The 15,568-nt window shown below is 36.2% G+C and carries 15 protein-coding genes; 6 read left to right on the forward strand and 9 right to left on the reverse strand.

Annotated elements, in window-relative coordinates:
- The first annotated feature begins 137 nt into the window (after nt 1–137).
- From M014_RS0110105 to M014_RS0110115, 3 genes are all read left to right on the forward strand, one after another.
- Nucleotides 138–575 carry a disulfide oxidoreductase gene (locus M014_RS0110105; protein ID WP_026591620.1) on the forward strand — a complete coding sequence of 146 codons (438 nt, stop codon included), beginning with the start codon at nt 138–140 and terminating at the stop codon, nt 573–575.
- A complete protein-coding gene (locus tag M014_RS0110110; protein ID WP_026591621.1) occupies nt 572–997 on the forward strand; it encodes a thioredoxin family protein in 426 nt (141 codons plus the stop codon). Before M014_RS0110105 ends, M014_RS0110110 begins: the two co-directional genes overlap by 4 nt.
- A gap of 222 nt (nt 998–1,219) precedes the next feature.
- On the forward strand, nt 1,220–1,570 hold the full coding sequence (locus M014_RS0110115) for a hypothetical protein (RefSeq protein ID WP_026591622.1): 351 nt from the start codon (nt 1,220–1,222) through the stop codon (nt 1,568–1,570).
- Between the two features lie 41 nt (nt 1,571–1,611).
- Here M014_RS0110115 and M014_RS0110120 read toward each other — a convergent pair whose 3' ends face one another.
- From M014_RS0110120 to M014_RS0110155, 8 genes are all read right to left on the reverse strand, one after another.
- On the reverse strand, nt 1,612–2,262 hold the full coding sequence (locus M014_RS0110120; protein ID WP_026591623.1) for a hypothetical protein: 651 nt from the start codon (nt 2,260–2,262) through the stop codon (nt 1,612–1,614).
- Nucleotides 2,263–2,695: 433 nt separating this feature from the next.
- Entirely contained in the window at nt 2,696–5,119 is a 2,424-nt protein-coding gene (gene parC, locus M014_RS0110125) for a DNA topoisomerase IV subunit A (RefSeq protein ID WP_026591624.1), read from the reverse strand.
- A gap of 1 nt (nt 5,120) precedes the next feature.
- On the reverse strand, nt 5,121–7,085 hold the full coding sequence (gene parE, locus M014_RS0110130) for a DNA topoisomerase IV subunit B (protein ID WP_026591625.1): 1,965 nt from the start codon (nt 7,083–7,085) through the stop codon (nt 5,121–5,123).
- Nucleotides 7,086–7,460: 375 nt separating this feature from the next.
- Nucleotides 7,461–7,874, reverse strand: coding sequence for a CoA-binding protein (locus M014_RS0110135; RefSeq protein ID WP_026591626.1), 414 nt, complete (start codon nt 7,872–7,874; stop codon nt 7,461–7,463).
- A 71-nt stretch (nt 7,875–7,945) separates the two neighbouring features.
- On the reverse strand, nt 7,946–9,178 hold the full coding sequence (locus M014_RS0110140; protein WP_026591627.1) for a S1C family serine protease: 1,233 nt from the start codon (nt 9,176–9,178) through the stop codon (nt 7,946–7,948).
- Nucleotides 9,179–9,493: 315 nt separating this feature from the next.
- The gene (locus M014_RS0110145) at nt 9,494–10,171 is read right to left on the reverse strand and encodes a response regulator transcription factor (protein ID WP_026591628.1); all 678 of its coding nucleotides are present in this window, start codon (nt 10,169–10,171) and stop codon (nt 9,494–9,496) included.
- 18 nt (nt 10,172–10,189) lie between these two features.
- Complete coding sequence (nrdG, locus tag M014_RS0110150; RefSeq protein ID WP_026591629.1) at nt 10,190–10,642, reverse strand: anaerobic ribonucleoside-triphosphate reductase activating protein; 453 nt, start codon at nt 10,640–10,642, stop codon at nt 10,190–10,192.
- Nucleotides 10,639–12,495 (reverse strand): anaerobic ribonucleoside triphosphate reductase, encoded by a 1,857-nt coding sequence (locus M014_RS0110155; RefSeq protein ID WP_026591630.1) that lies wholly within the window; start codon nt 12,493–12,495, stop codon nt 10,639–10,641. The genes nrdG and M014_RS0110155 overlap by 4 nt, the downstream gene beginning before the upstream one ends.
- Before the next feature lie 226 nt (nt 12,496–12,721).
- Here M014_RS0110155 and plsY point away from each other — a divergent pair, with 226 nt between their 5' ends.
- The gene (plsY, locus tag M014_RS0110160; RefSeq protein ID WP_026591631.1) at nt 12,722–13,315 is read left to right on the forward strand and encodes a glycerol-3-phosphate 1-O-acyltransferase PlsY; all 594 of its coding nucleotides are present in this window, start codon (nt 12,722–12,724) and stop codon (nt 13,313–13,315) included.
- A gap of 108 nt (nt 13,316–13,423) precedes the next feature.
- The gene (locus M014_RS0110165) at nt 13,424–13,714 is read left to right on the forward strand and encodes a HesB/YadR/YfhF family protein (RefSeq protein WP_026591632.1); all 291 of its coding nucleotides are present in this window, start codon (nt 13,424–13,426) and stop codon (nt 13,712–13,714) included.
- Between the two features lie 30 nt (nt 13,715–13,744).
- Here the strand turns inward: M014_RS0110165 and M014_RS0110170 are convergent, their stop codons facing one another.
- Nucleotides 13,745–14,164 carry an acyl-CoA thioesterase gene (locus M014_RS0110170; RefSeq protein WP_026591633.1) on the reverse strand — a complete coding sequence of 140 codons (420 nt, stop codon included), beginning with the start codon at nt 14,162–14,164 and terminating at the stop codon, nt 13,745–13,747.
- A 108-nt stretch (nt 14,165–14,272) separates the two neighbouring features.
- Here M014_RS0110170 and M014_RS0110175 point away from each other — a divergent pair, with 108 nt between their 5' ends.
- Nucleotides 14,273–15,565 (forward strand): glycosyl hydrolase family 18 protein, encoded by a 1,293-nt coding sequence (locus tag M014_RS0110175; protein ID WP_026591634.1) that lies wholly within the window; start codon nt 14,273–14,275, stop codon nt 15,563–15,565.
- Nucleotides 15,566–15,568: the final 3 nt, after the last annotated feature.

The raw sequence follows: 15,568 nt of genomic DNA on the forward strand, positions 1-15,568 counted from the left end.
AAAATTTTCTCAATATACAAAACAAAAACATAATTTATAATAACTCTTGAGCTAATCATTTTGCAATTACTCATGTTCTATTTTCTAAAAGCCTTTATTACATGATTTTCATCTCTTAAACAAGGAAGGTTGAAGTTATGAGCAATACAAAAAAACTAGAATACATATTGTTTAGTAGCTGGTGTATTTCTTTTATTGCAACCATCGGGAGTTTATATCTATCTGAAATAATGAAATATGAGCCCTGTACATTATGCTGGTACCAACGTATTCTCATGTATCCACTAGTTCTTTTACTAGGGACGGCTATTATACAGAAAGATTATAGGATTGGGATTTACAGTTTGGTTCTCGCTATCATTGGTGCATGTATAGCTGCTTATCACTATTCCCTTCAAAAAATCCCATTTTTATCTGAAAACGGAACATCATGTGGGAGAATACCTTGCACAGGTGATTATTTAAATTGGTTCGGATTTATTACAATCCCATTTCTCGCTCTAATAGCCTTTCTTATTATTATTATTTGTGGCTTTATTCTTATTAAAGTAAGCAAGGAGAGAAACAGTATATGAAAAAAATGCTTTTTTTCATGATTACTATTTTATCAATATTTACACTTATTTTTATTCTAACCAATAAAGGAACAGAAAGTAAAAAAACCACAAGTACTGAAAAGGTAGATTATTATAAAAATCAAATTACCCCCGAACAATTGCAACAAGATCTATCAAATCACAAAACAAAAGTAGTTTATTTTTACAAAACGACCTGTCCGCATTGCCAAAAGATTTCACCAATTGTAGTTCCTATGGCAAAAAATATGAATATCGATATGCAAGTTTTGAATCTAGAAGAGTATAAACAAGGTTGGACTATGTTTCAGATAAAAGGAACACCTACAATTATTTCTTACAAAGATGGAAAGGAAATGAATCGTATATTAGGAGAACAACCTTTACAAACGTTTCAAACATGGTTTGAAAACAACAAATAAGAATTTTTGTTTTACCAAAAACACTATTTTTTCAAACTAGTAACTAGAGTATTGATAAAGAAACAAACATTAGCTTTATTTTTAAACATACATTCTATTCATTTATGGGGAGAAAGGGGCTCTCCCTCATGCTTATCAATCTTAAATAAAAGATGATACTTGATAGGTATGCGGGGGATTCCCCATCTGCAATAAAATATAATTTATTAGGAGGTAACACGTATGTTTAAAAAAGTTGCATTATCAATTGCTTCAGTAGCAGTAGCTGGTTCAGTTTTATTTGCAAGTCAATCGGTAACGGAAGCTGCTTTTTATCCGGTACAAAAAACAGGTTCTGGGCTAGATCTTCGTACGACTCCGACAATAAATGGTACAAGGACTGAATCAAACATTCCAGATGGCACTAATCTTTGGTTGTTTTGCTATGTGAATGGCGAATCTTATATGGGAAGTAAGGTTTGGGATTTTGTAGATGATAATGGCTATGGTGGCGAGTTAGATCAAGGCTTTGCTCCTGACTATTTCATTAAAACTGGTTCTTCTAAACCAGTTGTTGGATACTGCGCTTTTTAATTGGAAACAAAAGAAAACAGCCTCATCAGGCTGTTTTCTTTTTACATAGTAATATCAGTAGTGGTTACTCCACTCACCTCATTTTTTGTTTGCTGCTCTCGTATCACATCAGTAATTACTTTTACGGATTTAACATCATTTGGAGCTTGAGGTAAGAAACAAATTAGTGTTAACTTCATTTTCTCCTTCGCATTTAAACTTCGACTTTTTGGGTCCGCATTCATTTTATATACATCTACTTCCTCACCATTACTTAAAACAAGTGTTTTAAAAGGACCTTGTTCCAAATCAACCACTTGATCTGAAGTATTTTCTAAAGTGGTTGTAAATTGTATTGCATTCATTTGCTCTGTACTTAGTCCTCGTTCTTTTAAGTTGTATTTCCCAATTTCACTTACTTCTGTACTCTGGATCACCTTAATTCTTTCTACTTGAATATGAAGAGGCCCTGCTTCTATCATTGTATTAGGCTCACTTAATTGCTTTAGAGTCACTGTTCCAAGTGGATGCTTTGCCTCTTGTCCTACGTGTGTTAATGGCTCTGTATAAGGCTTAGTTTTCACATTAGTTTCAGCTATTGGCGCTTTTTTAGTATCAGGTTCTACCTCTTTTTCAGAATTTGTTTGATTGGAACAAGCCGATATAAATATACATGTAGATACAGTCATTAAAAAGGAATATACTTTTTTCATTTATGGACTCCTTTATTACAGAATATAGTTCATACATTTGTTACTGTTCCATAGTTCTTAAGTTATTGTAAATTAATAGTTTGAATTTTTAAATATTCAATTCAAGAATTTATGTAATTCTATATTGAGAAAATTTATGTAAAGATACTTATTTTGTACAACAGGAATTTTATAAAGTAAAACTTCCATGAGTGGCAGGTTTCTTCCCCCTACTTATGGTGAGTTGAACCAATCGGGCATTCATCTCCCACTTCTTTGCTTTTCACTGAAATTTGACTTAAGAGTGATACTGTCCGTTAATACGGGATAAATCCTAAAATGTATTAGAATTAAAGCTTCCAATATTTCAAAAAAACCATGCTCTATATAATATAGAACATGGTTTTCATTAATAAAATGCGTATATTTAATTGGAATATTTACTATCGTTTATTCATTCTATCCGTTTCTTCGTCCATGTCTCAACCACTTCACCGGTCTCACTAACATCTAACACTAAACTACCGTTGCTATACCGGTCTTTATTACGAAATACTTTTGGATCTATTTCTTCTACAATCTGTTTTTCTGTTTTCATATAAACAAGTTCATCATCACGAACAATTTCAATACCAACAATACGGTACGGATTACGTTTTAACTCTTTAAAGATAACAAGACCTCGCTTTGCCCTTGTTGATTTTTCAATTTCAGATGCTTTTAATCGTTTCACTGCACCGCGCTGCGTTATGAGAATAAGTTGATCTTTTTCACCATCTAACGGTTTACCAGAAGCAACATAGTCATCTTCCTTTAAATTAATCGCTTTTACACCAGCCGCCCTTACACCAACTGGACTTACTTCTTCTTCATCAAAAATAAGTGCATATGCACCATGTGTTGCAAGAACAATATCACTTGTTCCATCTGTTGTGAATATATCTACAACTTCATCATCTTTTTTCAAGTTCACAGCAACAAACGCTCTTGAATAGCGCTGAACCTTGTACTGATTTAGTTCCGTTTTTTTGATCATACCATTTCGCGTTACGAATACGATAAATCGCTTTTCTTCCTCGAAATTCGGTACAACAGTCGCCCAAATTAATGTTTCATCCCTATCGAGCGAAACAATATTTGCAACGTGCTGACCTAAATCTTTCCAACGAATATCTGGCATTTCGTACACTGGAAGATAAATATAGTTTCCTTTATTCGTGAATAAAAGAACCGTTTCTGTTGTGTTTGTATCGAAACGCTCAAGTAAGATGTCGCCCTCTTTCATACCGAAGTCTTTTCCGTTCGATGCGTTATGTGAGCGCCAACCCGTTCGCTTCACATACCCTTCTTTCGTTACAGTAACGATGACATCCTCTTGTGGAATCATAACTTCCACATCGATTTTTATTTCTTCAATTTCCTCTTCAATAACGGCACGGCGATTATCACTATACGTTTTCTTTACTCTCTTCAAATCTGTTTTTATTACTTGAAGAAGCCTTTTCTCACTTTGTAAAATCGCTTGTAATTCTGTAATTTTCTTTTCTAGTTCTTCCGCTTCTTTTTCTAGTGCTGTAATATCTGTATTTGTTAAACGATACAATTGCAGTGATACAATTGCTTCCGCTTGTGCTTCTGTAAATCCAAATTTTGCACTTAAATTATCTTTTGCATTACGTTTATCTTTAGATGCTCGAATTGTTTCAATTACCTCATCTAAAATCGATAATGCTTTCATTAAGCCTGCCACTATATGCTGGCGGGTTTCTGCTTTTCTAAGTTCATATTCTGAACGACGTGTAACAACCTCTTTTTGATGCCCAATATACGCATCTAGAATTTTCGGTAATGTCATAAGCGTCGGACGACGGTTATTAATAGCTACCATATTAAAGTTATATGGCACCTGTAAATCCGTATTTTTATATAAATAATTTAAAATACCTTCTGCATTTGCTTCTTTTTTCAATTCTACAACAATACGAAGACCCGTACGATCCGTCTCATCACGTACTTCAGCAATTCCATCTAGTTTTTTATCTAGACGTAATTCATCCATTTTCTTTACTAGATTTGCCTTATTTACTTCATATGGAATTTCTGTAATAACAATTTGTTGTTTACCACCACGGATGGTTTCAACTTCTGCTTTTCCGCGAATGATGATTTTTCCTTTTCCTGTTTCATACGCTTTTTTAATTCCATCAATCCCTTGAATAATACCACCTGTTGGAAAGTCAGGTCCTTTAATTACTGTTAATAAGTCATCAACGGAACTATTTGGCTTGTCAATACGCATCATTGTAGCATCGATTACTTCACCAAGATGATGCGGCGGAATCTCGGTTGCGTAACCAGCAGAAATTCCTGTTGAGCCATTTACTAATAGGTTTGGGAACATCGCTGGCAGTACGACTGGCTCTTCACTTGTATCATCAAAGTTCGCTACAAATTCTACTGTTTCTTTATCAATATCACGAAGCAATTCAGAGGCAATCGGCGATAACCGCGCTTCTGTATAACGCATCGCTGCCGCTGGGTCACCATCCACACTACCATTATTCCCATGCATTTCAACTAAGACGTTACGTACTTTCCAATCTTGACTTAGACGGACCATCGCCTCATATACAGAGGAATCACCATGTGGATGGTAATTACCAATAACATTACCAACTGTTTTGGCCGATTTACGAAACGCCTTATCATGTACGTTTCCTTCTACATACATGGAATATAAAATACGACGTTGTACTGGCTTTAAACCGTCACGCGCATCTGGTAGCGCGCGGTCTTGAATAATATATTTACTGTAACGTGCAAAACGATCACCTAACACGTCTTCAAGCGGGAGGTCATGAAACTTCTCTGCTTGCATGTTATTCCACCTCCGTCTCCATAATCATTTCATTTTCCAAAATATTTCCTTCTTCTTGCATACCAAATTGTACATTGCGTTCAATCCATTTACGACGTGGTTCTACTTTATCACCCATTAATGTGGTCACGCGTCGTTCCGCTCTTGCCGCATCATCAATTTTCACACGAATTAATGTCCGCGTTTCTGGATTCATTGTCGTTTCCCATAACTGATCCGCGTTCATTTCACCTAGACCTTTATAGCGCTGCAACATATATCCCTTACCAACTTTTTTCGTCACACCATCTAACTCTTCATCCGACCATGCATATTCAATTACTTCACTTTTCCCTTTTCCTTTACTTACTTTATATAAAGGTGGAAGAGCAATAAATACTTTACCTGCCTCAATTAACGGCTTCATATAACGGTAGAAGAATGTAAGTAATAACACTTGAATATGGGCACCGTCTGTATCGGCATCAGTCATAATTACAACTTTATCATAGTTAATATCCTCGACAGAAAATTCGTTTCCAACACCACCGCCAATTGCATAAATGATGGTATTAATCTCTTCATTCTTGAAAATATCAGCAAGCTTTGCTTTTTCCGTGTTAATTACTTTACCTCGTAGTGGTAGAACTGCTTGGAAACGGCGATCACGTCCTTGCTTTGCAGAACCACCGGCAGAGTCACCCTCTACTAAATATAGTTCGTTCTTCTGCGGATTTCGTGATTGCGCAGGTGTTAACTTCCCGCTCAATGTTCCTTCTGAACGCTTTTTCTTCTTACCAGTCCTTGCTTCTTCTCTTGCTTTTCGTGCTGCTTCACGGGCTTGTGCTGCTTTAATTGCTTTTTTCACAAGAAGTGTTGCTACGTCTGGATTTTCTTCTAAAAAGTATGCTAAGTGTTCGGACACAATCGCATCTATAGATGAACGGGCTTCACTTGTTCCAAGCTTCCCTTTTGTTTGACCTTCAAATTGTAGTAAATCCTCCGGTACACGTACAGAAACAATTGCTGCTAACCCTTCGCGAATATCTGTACCTTCTAAATTTTTATCTTTCTCTTTTAACATTGAGACTTTACGAGCGTATTCATTAAAAACACGTGTCATCGCTGTTTTAAATCCCGCTTCATGTGTCCCGCCATCTTTCGTACGTACATTGTTTACGAATGAAAGAATATTTTCTGAATAGCCATCATTAAATTGAAATGCAAGTTCTGCTTCAATCCCATTTTGTTCACCAGCGAAGTATACAACCGGATGGATTGAGTCCTTTTCTTCGTTTAAATAAGCAACAAAAGCTTCAATTCCTGTTTCATAATGAAAAACATCTTCTAAATCATTTCGTTCATCTTTTAAAGTGATTTTCATGCCTTTTAACAGAAATGCAGATTCACGCAATCTCTCACATAACGTTTCGTAGTTATAATTTGTTGTACTGAAAATAGATGGATCTGGTTTAAAATGCATCGTTGTTCCAGATTGTTTCGTTTTTCCGATTTTCTCTAGTGTTGTTGCAGGAACACCACCATTTTCAAAACGTTGTTCGTATATATTCCCATCACGTTTAATAGTTACAACGAGCCATTCTGATAAAGCATTTACAACCGATGCACCAACACCGTGTAAACCACCACTCGTTTTATAACCGCCTTGTCCAAACTTACCACCTGCATGAAGTACAGTTAAAATGACTTCAGGTGTAGGTTTTCCAAGCTTATGCATTCCCGTAGGCATTCCACGCCCTTTATCAATAACACTAATACTATTATCTTTATGTATTATGACAGAAATTTCGTCACCAAACCCCGCTAATGCTTCATCAACGGAGTTATCTACTATTTCGTATACTAAATGATGCAATCCACGGCTATCTGTACTCCCGATATACATACCCGGGCGTTTTCGCACGGCTTCAAGACCTTCAAGCACTTGAATGGCATCTTCGTTATATTGAAATTGATGCTTCGCCAAACTCCTTGCCCCTTTCCTAATCAAATCAGAACATATGTTTCTATTATAGAATAACGCCTTAACCATACTTTTGGCAAGTTATGTTATGTCTTTTATATACCATTTTCAATAGAAAAATCCTTGTTTTTTCACAAGGATTCCTCTAGGCTACTATTTCAGAAAAATAATCGTTTGTCAACGAGAAATGGATATGTATTCCAAATTACATACTCCACCATTTGATAATTAACCAAATGACAATTATCCAAAATGGGATAACCAGTAGCAATCCCCAAAAACAGCCTTTAAAAAATCTCATGATGAACACCTCGTTCATCTGCCCAGTTTTCAAATGTTATTCTGAGCTGAATTGACCTTTCATTTTCAATATCTAGACTACTTCGTCATCGCATGTTCTACTTTAATGCAACGATCCATAATAACAGTATAGCCCTTTTCCTTTAAAAACCTATATGTATCTTCATCTTGTACTCCTAATTGTGCCCAAAAAACATCCGCGTCAATCTCGACAAATTCTTTTGCAACATCCATTAAAAATTCAGAACGGCGGAATACATTTACAATATCAACATGTTCCTTAATATCTTTTAATGACGGAACAGCTTTTTCTCCTAGTACTTCATCTACGGACGGGTTTACTGGAATAATACGATACCCTGCATCCTGCATTGCTTTTGAAACCATGTATGATGTACGTTCTGGTTTATCGGATAATCCAACAACCGCAATTGTTTTACTATTTTTCAATATTTCACCAATTTCCGTACGAGTTGGGTTTTCAATGACCATACTAAATCCCTCCTATTCTTTTAGTATAGCCGATAAAGAAAGCCTCTTTCAATACGAAAGAGACTTCTTTATTAATTGGTAGCAGCAGAGTTATCCGCAAGAGTAACTGTTTTCGTCATTTTTTCACCATTTCGGTAGAATGTAACTTCAACTTTATCGCCAACTTTTTTCTTCTCATATAAATACTTACGGAATTGAAGCGTATTTTCAACCTTTTGTCCATCTAGTGCTACAACAATATCATATTGCTGAAGTCCCGCTTTTTCAGCTGGTGAAACTGAATAAACTTTACTTAAGAGAACACCACTTGTTACATCTTTTGGCAACTTTAATTGACCTAGTGCATATGGTTGTATCTCTTCTAGGGATGCAACTGTAACTCCCATTGCTGGACGTTTTACTGTACCATCTTTTTCAAGAGAGTCAATCACTGGTTTTGCTATATTGATTGGAATTGCAAAACCAATTCCCTCTACTTCTTGCTGTGCAATCTTACTAGAGTTGATTCCGATGACTTCACCATTTTGATTAAATAGCGCGCCTCCGCTGTTCCCAGGGTTAATTGCTGCGTCTGTTTGAATAACCTGTGCTTCCCAATCCACACGTTTGTCACCATTAATATCAACTGGAATTTCACGCTCTTTACTACTAATAATCCCTTCTGTCACACTACCATCAAAACCTAGTGGATTCCCAATTGCAATTGCCGATTCACCAGCGCGAATTTTACTTGAATCGCCAAGCGTTGCCACTTTATTAACATTAGATCCATCAATCTCTACAACAGCTAAGTCTAACCAAGGATCTTTACCAACTAGTTTTGCCTCCACTGTTTTACCATTACTTAGTTTTACTGCAAGCTTGTTTGCTCCCTCTACTACGTGATTATTCGTTACAATCAAAGCCTTATTCCCTGCTTTTTTGTAAATTACACCCGATCCTGATCCAGCTTTCGTTTCTTCTTGCTCTGCTGGCTGCATTGCAAATGGATCAATATTTTGTTGCATGTTAATTACACCTACAACAACCTCTTTAGCTCCTTCAATCATACCCGGTAAATCTGTTTCATTTTTTGCTTTATTTACAACAGGAACCACAGTTCCCTCTACTTTTGAATTAGAAGTTAAAACCGTCCCGTTCCCATTTGTCCATGGCATATATGGTGCTACGAAACTAATGGATACAGCTCCGATAACTGCTCCAACTAGACCTGTAAAAAAGTATCCTTTTTTACTACCTGATTTTTTGCTTTCTCTCGTTTCACTATGCTCTTCATTCATATTTGATCCGTCATAATATCCCATAATTGATATCCCCTCTCTGCTGAATTCATAGTTTCAGTATAGTCACATTTTGTGTCCTTCTTGTGAACTCATCGTGAAATCCAATTAAAATAATACCCTTATTCAATATTGTAGACAAAAAAACTATAATTTGTACATTTCCACTTACAAAAAAGGGTGTAAATGTACTATATTCCCAACCTATATATTTTTTCAACATATAAGTTGCTATTACGAAGAGCCAAAAGGAAACTTCCCTCAAAAAGAATGCTTTTCTACCGTTTTTCCATTTGTATTTATAAATATCTCTAAGTTGAATTACATAATATTTAAAAGTTATTCCTCAAACTTATATCCCACTCGAATGACAGTCCCGATATGTTTTGCTTTGTCACCTAACTTATTACGTAATTTTTTTATATGTGTATCTACAGTACGATCATCACCATAATAATCATATCCCCAAAGTTGATCTAATAAATGCTGGCGTGATAATACGATTCCTTTGTTCTCCATTAAATACACAAGAAGTTCGAATTCTTTATGCGTTAATATAATTTCTTCTCCATTTACCGATACCGTACGTGAAAGACGATTCACATCGATTCCAGCCATAGAGAGTGTATTCTCTTCGGCAATCCCTACTGCCCCATCAGCACGCTTTAATAAAGTTTTCGCCCTAGCTACTAGTACTTTGGGGCTAAAAGGCTTTGTTACATATTCATCAGCCCCAAGTTCAAAACCTAACAATGTGTCATCTTCGTCAGAACGTGCTGTAAGCATAATAATTGGTACCGCCGACTCTTTTCGAATACGACGACACACAGACCAGCCATCTATCTCTGGCAACATGATATCTAGCATAATTAAATCAATTGTATGTTCCGCAAATAATTCTAACGCTTGTTTTCCGTCTTCAGCTTCTATTACTTCAAAACCTTCATTGCGAAAATAATCACTAACAATTTCTCGTAATCTTCTTTCATCTTCAACAAGCAATACCGTTTTGTTCATCTAACCTATCCCGCCTTTTTACTCTTTCAATCGAATAATACGTTGATTGGAGCTTCCGCGAAATGGAAGTGTCAAGTCTCTTTTTTCAATTTCAAACCTTCCATCGACCAGAACATCCCCATAATGTAACAACTCTATCATATCATTATTTTGAGAACTCTGTATCTCTTCTAATGTATAACCTGTGTAAATCCATAAGTTTTTTTTCAAAGCCTTCACCGCTTTTGCTACCTTCTTCACTTCAGCAGCTTGAAAAAATGGATCTCCACCTGAAAATGTTACATCAGTAAGCACATTTTTGGCAATCTCTTTTACAATTTCTTCTACGGTCATTTCAGTACCATTACAAATATTCCATGACTTAGGATTATGACATCCTAAACAACGATGCGGACAGCCCGCAAAAAATATGACTGTCCGCAATCCTTCTCCATCTACTACACTATCATGAATAATATTCATTACTCTCATTTATGTTTCACCCGATCTGCTTCTTCACTGCGCTTTGCACTATTCCATTTGGACATATCTCCTACAAGATATCCTGTTATACGGCGAATTCTTTCTATTTCATTCTCATCCTCGGTTCCACAACTTGGACATTCATTTTTGATGACACCATGATAGCCACAGCATTTACAACGATCCACAGGGTGATTTATGGATCCATATCCGACCCCATACTCTGCCATCGCCTGTACGATTTGTTTCAATGCCTTTTGGTTATGAACCGCCGCTCCATCTAATTCAATATACGTGATATGTCCACCATTACAAAGTGTGTGAAACGGTCCTTCTAAACGTATTTTATCAATTGCTTGAATGTTATAATAAACCGGAATATGGAATGAATTTGTATAATAATTATGATTTGTCACACCACTAATGGTTCCAAATTCCTCTCGATCTTTTTTAACAAACTTTCCTGATAACCCTTCTGCAGGTGTTGCAATTAAGGAGAAATTCAGCTGATGTTCTTTCGTGGCTTGATCCATCTTCTGTCTCATTAATGCCACAATTTCATTTCCAAGATTCCATGATTCTGTATCTTCCCCATGATGTTTTCCTGTTAAAGCAACTAAACATTCTGCAAGACCGATAAAACCAATACTTAACGTTCCTTGTTTTAAAATTTCAGCAACAGAATCTTCAGGGTGTAGCTTTTCTCCGCCTCTCCATATTCCTTGTGAATATAAAAAGTGAAAATCTCTTGCCTTCTTCGTACATTGATAAGCAAACCGTTCGAGTAGTTGATGAATACCAAGATCTATATAATAATTTAAAGCTTCAAAAAACGCTTCTTGTGAACCGCTAATTAATGCTAATTTCACCAAATTAATAGATGTAAAAGATAAATTCCCTCTACCAATCGCAGTCTCTTCTCCATGAATATTAGACATAACACGAGTTCGACACCCCATATAACATACTTCACTTTCTGGACGACCATCATAATGCACTGCATTAAATGGTGCATCTAAAAATGAAAAGTTCGGGAATAAGCGTTCTGCTGTCGTTTCTAATGCCAATTCAAATAAATCATAGTTCGGATCATTTTCTTCAAAATTGACACCTTTTTTTAGTTTGAAAATTTGAATAGGGAAAATAGGTGTTTCACCTTTTCCTAAGCCAGCTTTTGTCGCCCGTAATAATTGTCTAACTAACAACCGCCCTTCTTTTGATATATCTGTTCCATAGTTAATTGAAATAAACGGAACTTGCCCACCGCCCCGGCTATGCATGCTATTTGAATTATGAATAAAAGCTTCACACGCTTGATACGTATCATTCTCTGTTTCTTTCCATGCAAACTCTTCTACTTGCTCTTTTGTTAACGGATACGCCCCTAATCTTTTCTTATTTCTTTCAAATGTTTTTCTCACATATGGTGCTAAATCCATATCAAACATGGCAAAGGATTGACCACCGTGCTGCATGTTTTGATTGGCTTGAAGAATAATCGAAGAAAGTGCCAACGCACTTTTAATATCTTGTGGTTGCCTCATATGTCCGTGCCCTGTATGAAATCCGTTTTCAAGCAGTTGTGCTAAAGGAATTTGCGAACACGTTGTCGTACCTGTCGCATAAAAATCCATATCATGTGGATATAATATATTTTGATTGATTGCTTTTTTTACTTGTTCAGAAAGCAAATGTTCCACTGCATAATATTTTGCACTCTCAGATGCAAATGTTCCCATCATTCCCATAGGGGATCGTCCATCAACATTTGCATTTTCTTGCATTAAATCCTGTTCATTCCCGTGGACAATTGTTTCAAACATCTTCACTAATTCTTCTCCACGCTCACTTTGTTTCATCATTTCTAAAACCTCCAACTACATCTTGTTCATTCACTAACAAAATGATACAACATATAGTCTTGATCAATCTGTGAGAAATGTAACATTCCTGTGAAAGTTTTTTTAAGAAACTTTGAATTTTTCATTTACAAAAAAGAAATGTGCTCTTTACAAATGTATGGTACAATATACGGGAAAAACTCTTTTTACCCTTTATCAACACATTTGAATAAAGGAGACTGAACTTATGCTTACATATCTTTTATTTATCGTTGCGTATTTACTTGGCTCGATTCCATTTGCACTTGTTGTTGGAAAAATTGGTTACGGAATCGACATTCGCGAGCATGGTAGCGGTAATTTAGGAGGAACGAATACATTTCGGACACTAGGGAAAAAAGCAGGCTTTATCGTTACAATTGCTGATATTTTAAAGGGAACGTTAGCGACAGCTCTGCCGTTAATTTTCGCCTTAGATATCCATCCCCTTTGGTTTGGATTGGCTGCAGTTCTTGGACATGTATACCCAATCTTTGCAAAATTCCGCGGAGGAAAAGCAGTTGCAACTTCTGCTGGCGTACTCTTATGTTATGCGCCAGTCATCTTTGCGATATTAGCCGTTATCTTTTTCACCCTTCTATTTACAACGAGATACGTATCACTTTCTTCTATGGTAACAGCTGTTGTTGCTGTTATCGCATCAATTGTTACTGGGGATAAAATCTTTATTGTTGCAATGTGTTTATTAGCTGGTATGGTTATTTATAGACACCGTGCAAATATTGGACGAATTATAAATAAAACTGAACCGAAAGCAAATTTAACAAAGAAACAAAAGTAAGGTTGCAACCCACATAACGCAAAAAGAAAACGCAAAGCATATTAATAGCGTCTTTTTGCGTTATTTTTTATACTATAGAAAAAGCAACATAACTTGGAGGAACTATACATGAACCTTTCTGTAACAAATGAAGCAGTAAATTGGTATAAAGATGAATTAAACTTACAATCTGGCGATACAATTCGCTTTTTCGTACAATATGGTGGTTGTAGTACTGTTCAAAAAGGGCTTTCTTTAGGAATCCGTAAAGATGACCCTGCGCATCCTGCTGTTCAAATTCAAGAAGAGGGTATTACTTTCTTTGTTGAAGGTGATGATGAATGGTTCTTTGATGGACACGACCTAGCCGTTACCTTTAATGCTGGGGATGACTTTCCACAATTTAATTATGAAAAATAAAAAAGCGCGTGGCGAAATCCACGCGCTTTTTTATTTTTTCTTAATCTCTTCATACTTCGCATACCACTCAGGATATAATTTCTTAAAGGATACGGGACGAAAACCATCTTTTTTCGCACAAATATTTGTTGTTGTAGCGGTAATACAAAGGTCTCCATCACCATTATAAATTTCATATCCATATGTAACACGAAGTGGACTAACTGAATCAATCCATGTTTTCACAATTGCTCTTTCTCCATAACGCATTGCTTTCCGATATGAAATTTGTAAATCTAACACTGGAGAAATAACTCCTTCTTTCTCCATTTCAATATATGAAAACCCTAATTCCTGTATCAATTTTGTACGCCCTAATTCTAGCCATACTAAATAGTTTGAATGGTAAACCACACCCATTTGATCTGTTTCCGCATAGCGGATTTCAATTTCGTGTTCTGCTACAAACATATCATAATCTCCTTCTCACTTCTGTTTCCTCGCATACATTTAATCATAATACAGTGAAATCAAAAATAAAATAGAAACGGTGGATCTTTTACTGAAAGGAGCGAGTATATGATTCAAATTGTAACCGTTCGTAGCGGTGATAGCGTATATAGCTTAGCGTCAAAATTTGGTACTACGCCCGAAGAAATTGTAAAAGACAACGGACTTAATCCAGCTGAAACACTTGTTGTCGGTCAGGCACTAATTGTAAATACGAAAGGAAATAATTATTACGTACAACCTGGAGACAGCCTTTATCGAATTTCTCAAACATATAACGTTCCTCTCGCCAGCCTAGCAAAAGTTAATAATCTATCATTAAAATCCATTCTCCATGTTGGTCAACAATTATATGTCCCAAAGGGCTCCAAACGAGAGATAGAATCTATCGCCTATTTGCAACCTTCCACAATACCTATTAAAGAAAGCTTAGTAAGTGCTACACGGGCTATTAATCCTTTTTTAACATATTTAGCTTATTTCAGCTTTGAAGCACAAAGAGATGGTACTTTAAAAGAACCAACTGAAACCGCTAAAATTGCTGAGCTCGCTAAGCAAGGACAAACAATCCCAATGCTCGTCATTACTAATATCGAAAATGGAAACTTTAGCACCGCATTAGCATCTATTCTTTTAAGAAGCGCTACCATTCAAAATAAGTTTATTACTAACATTCTACAAACAGCTGAGAAATACGGTATGCGTGATATTCATTTCGACTTCGAAAATGTCGCTCCAGAAGATCGCGAAGCATACAACCGCTTTTTACGAAATGTAAAAACAAGATTACCTGAGGGATATACATTAAGTACGACACTTGTACCAAAAACGAGTTCAAAACAAAAAGGAAAGTTTTTTGAAGCACATGATTATAAAGCACAAGGGGAAATTGTTGACTTTGTTGTGATTATGACTTATGACTGGGGATGGCAAGGCGGACCACCTATGGCAGTTTCTCCTATTGGCCCTGTAAGACAGGTAATCCAATATGCAAAATCCCAAATGCCCCCGCGAAAAATTATGATGGGACAGAATTTATATGGTTTCGACTGGAAGCTCCCCTTTAAGGCAGGAAACCCTCCTGCAAAAGCTGTTAGTTCTGTTGCAGCTGTTGCACTTGCTCGTAAATATAATGTTCCAATTCGTTATGATTTCACAGCACAAGCACCGCACTTTAATTATTTTGATGAAAATGGCGTGCAGCACGAAGTATGGTTTGAAGATGCTAGGTCTGTTCAAAGCAAGTTTAATTTAATAAAAGAACAAGGCATTCGCGGAATTAGCTATTGGAAAATCGGACTCCCTTTTCCGCAAAACTGGCGTTTACTTACTGAAAATTTCTCAATTATAAAGAAAGGCTGACAA

The organism is Bacillus sp. UNC437CL72CviS29 (genome assembly GCF_000482345.1).
In the GTDB taxonomy this organism is placed as follows: domain Bacteria; phylum Bacillota; class Bacilli; order Bacillales; family Bacillaceae_G; genus Bacillus_A; species Bacillus_A arachidis.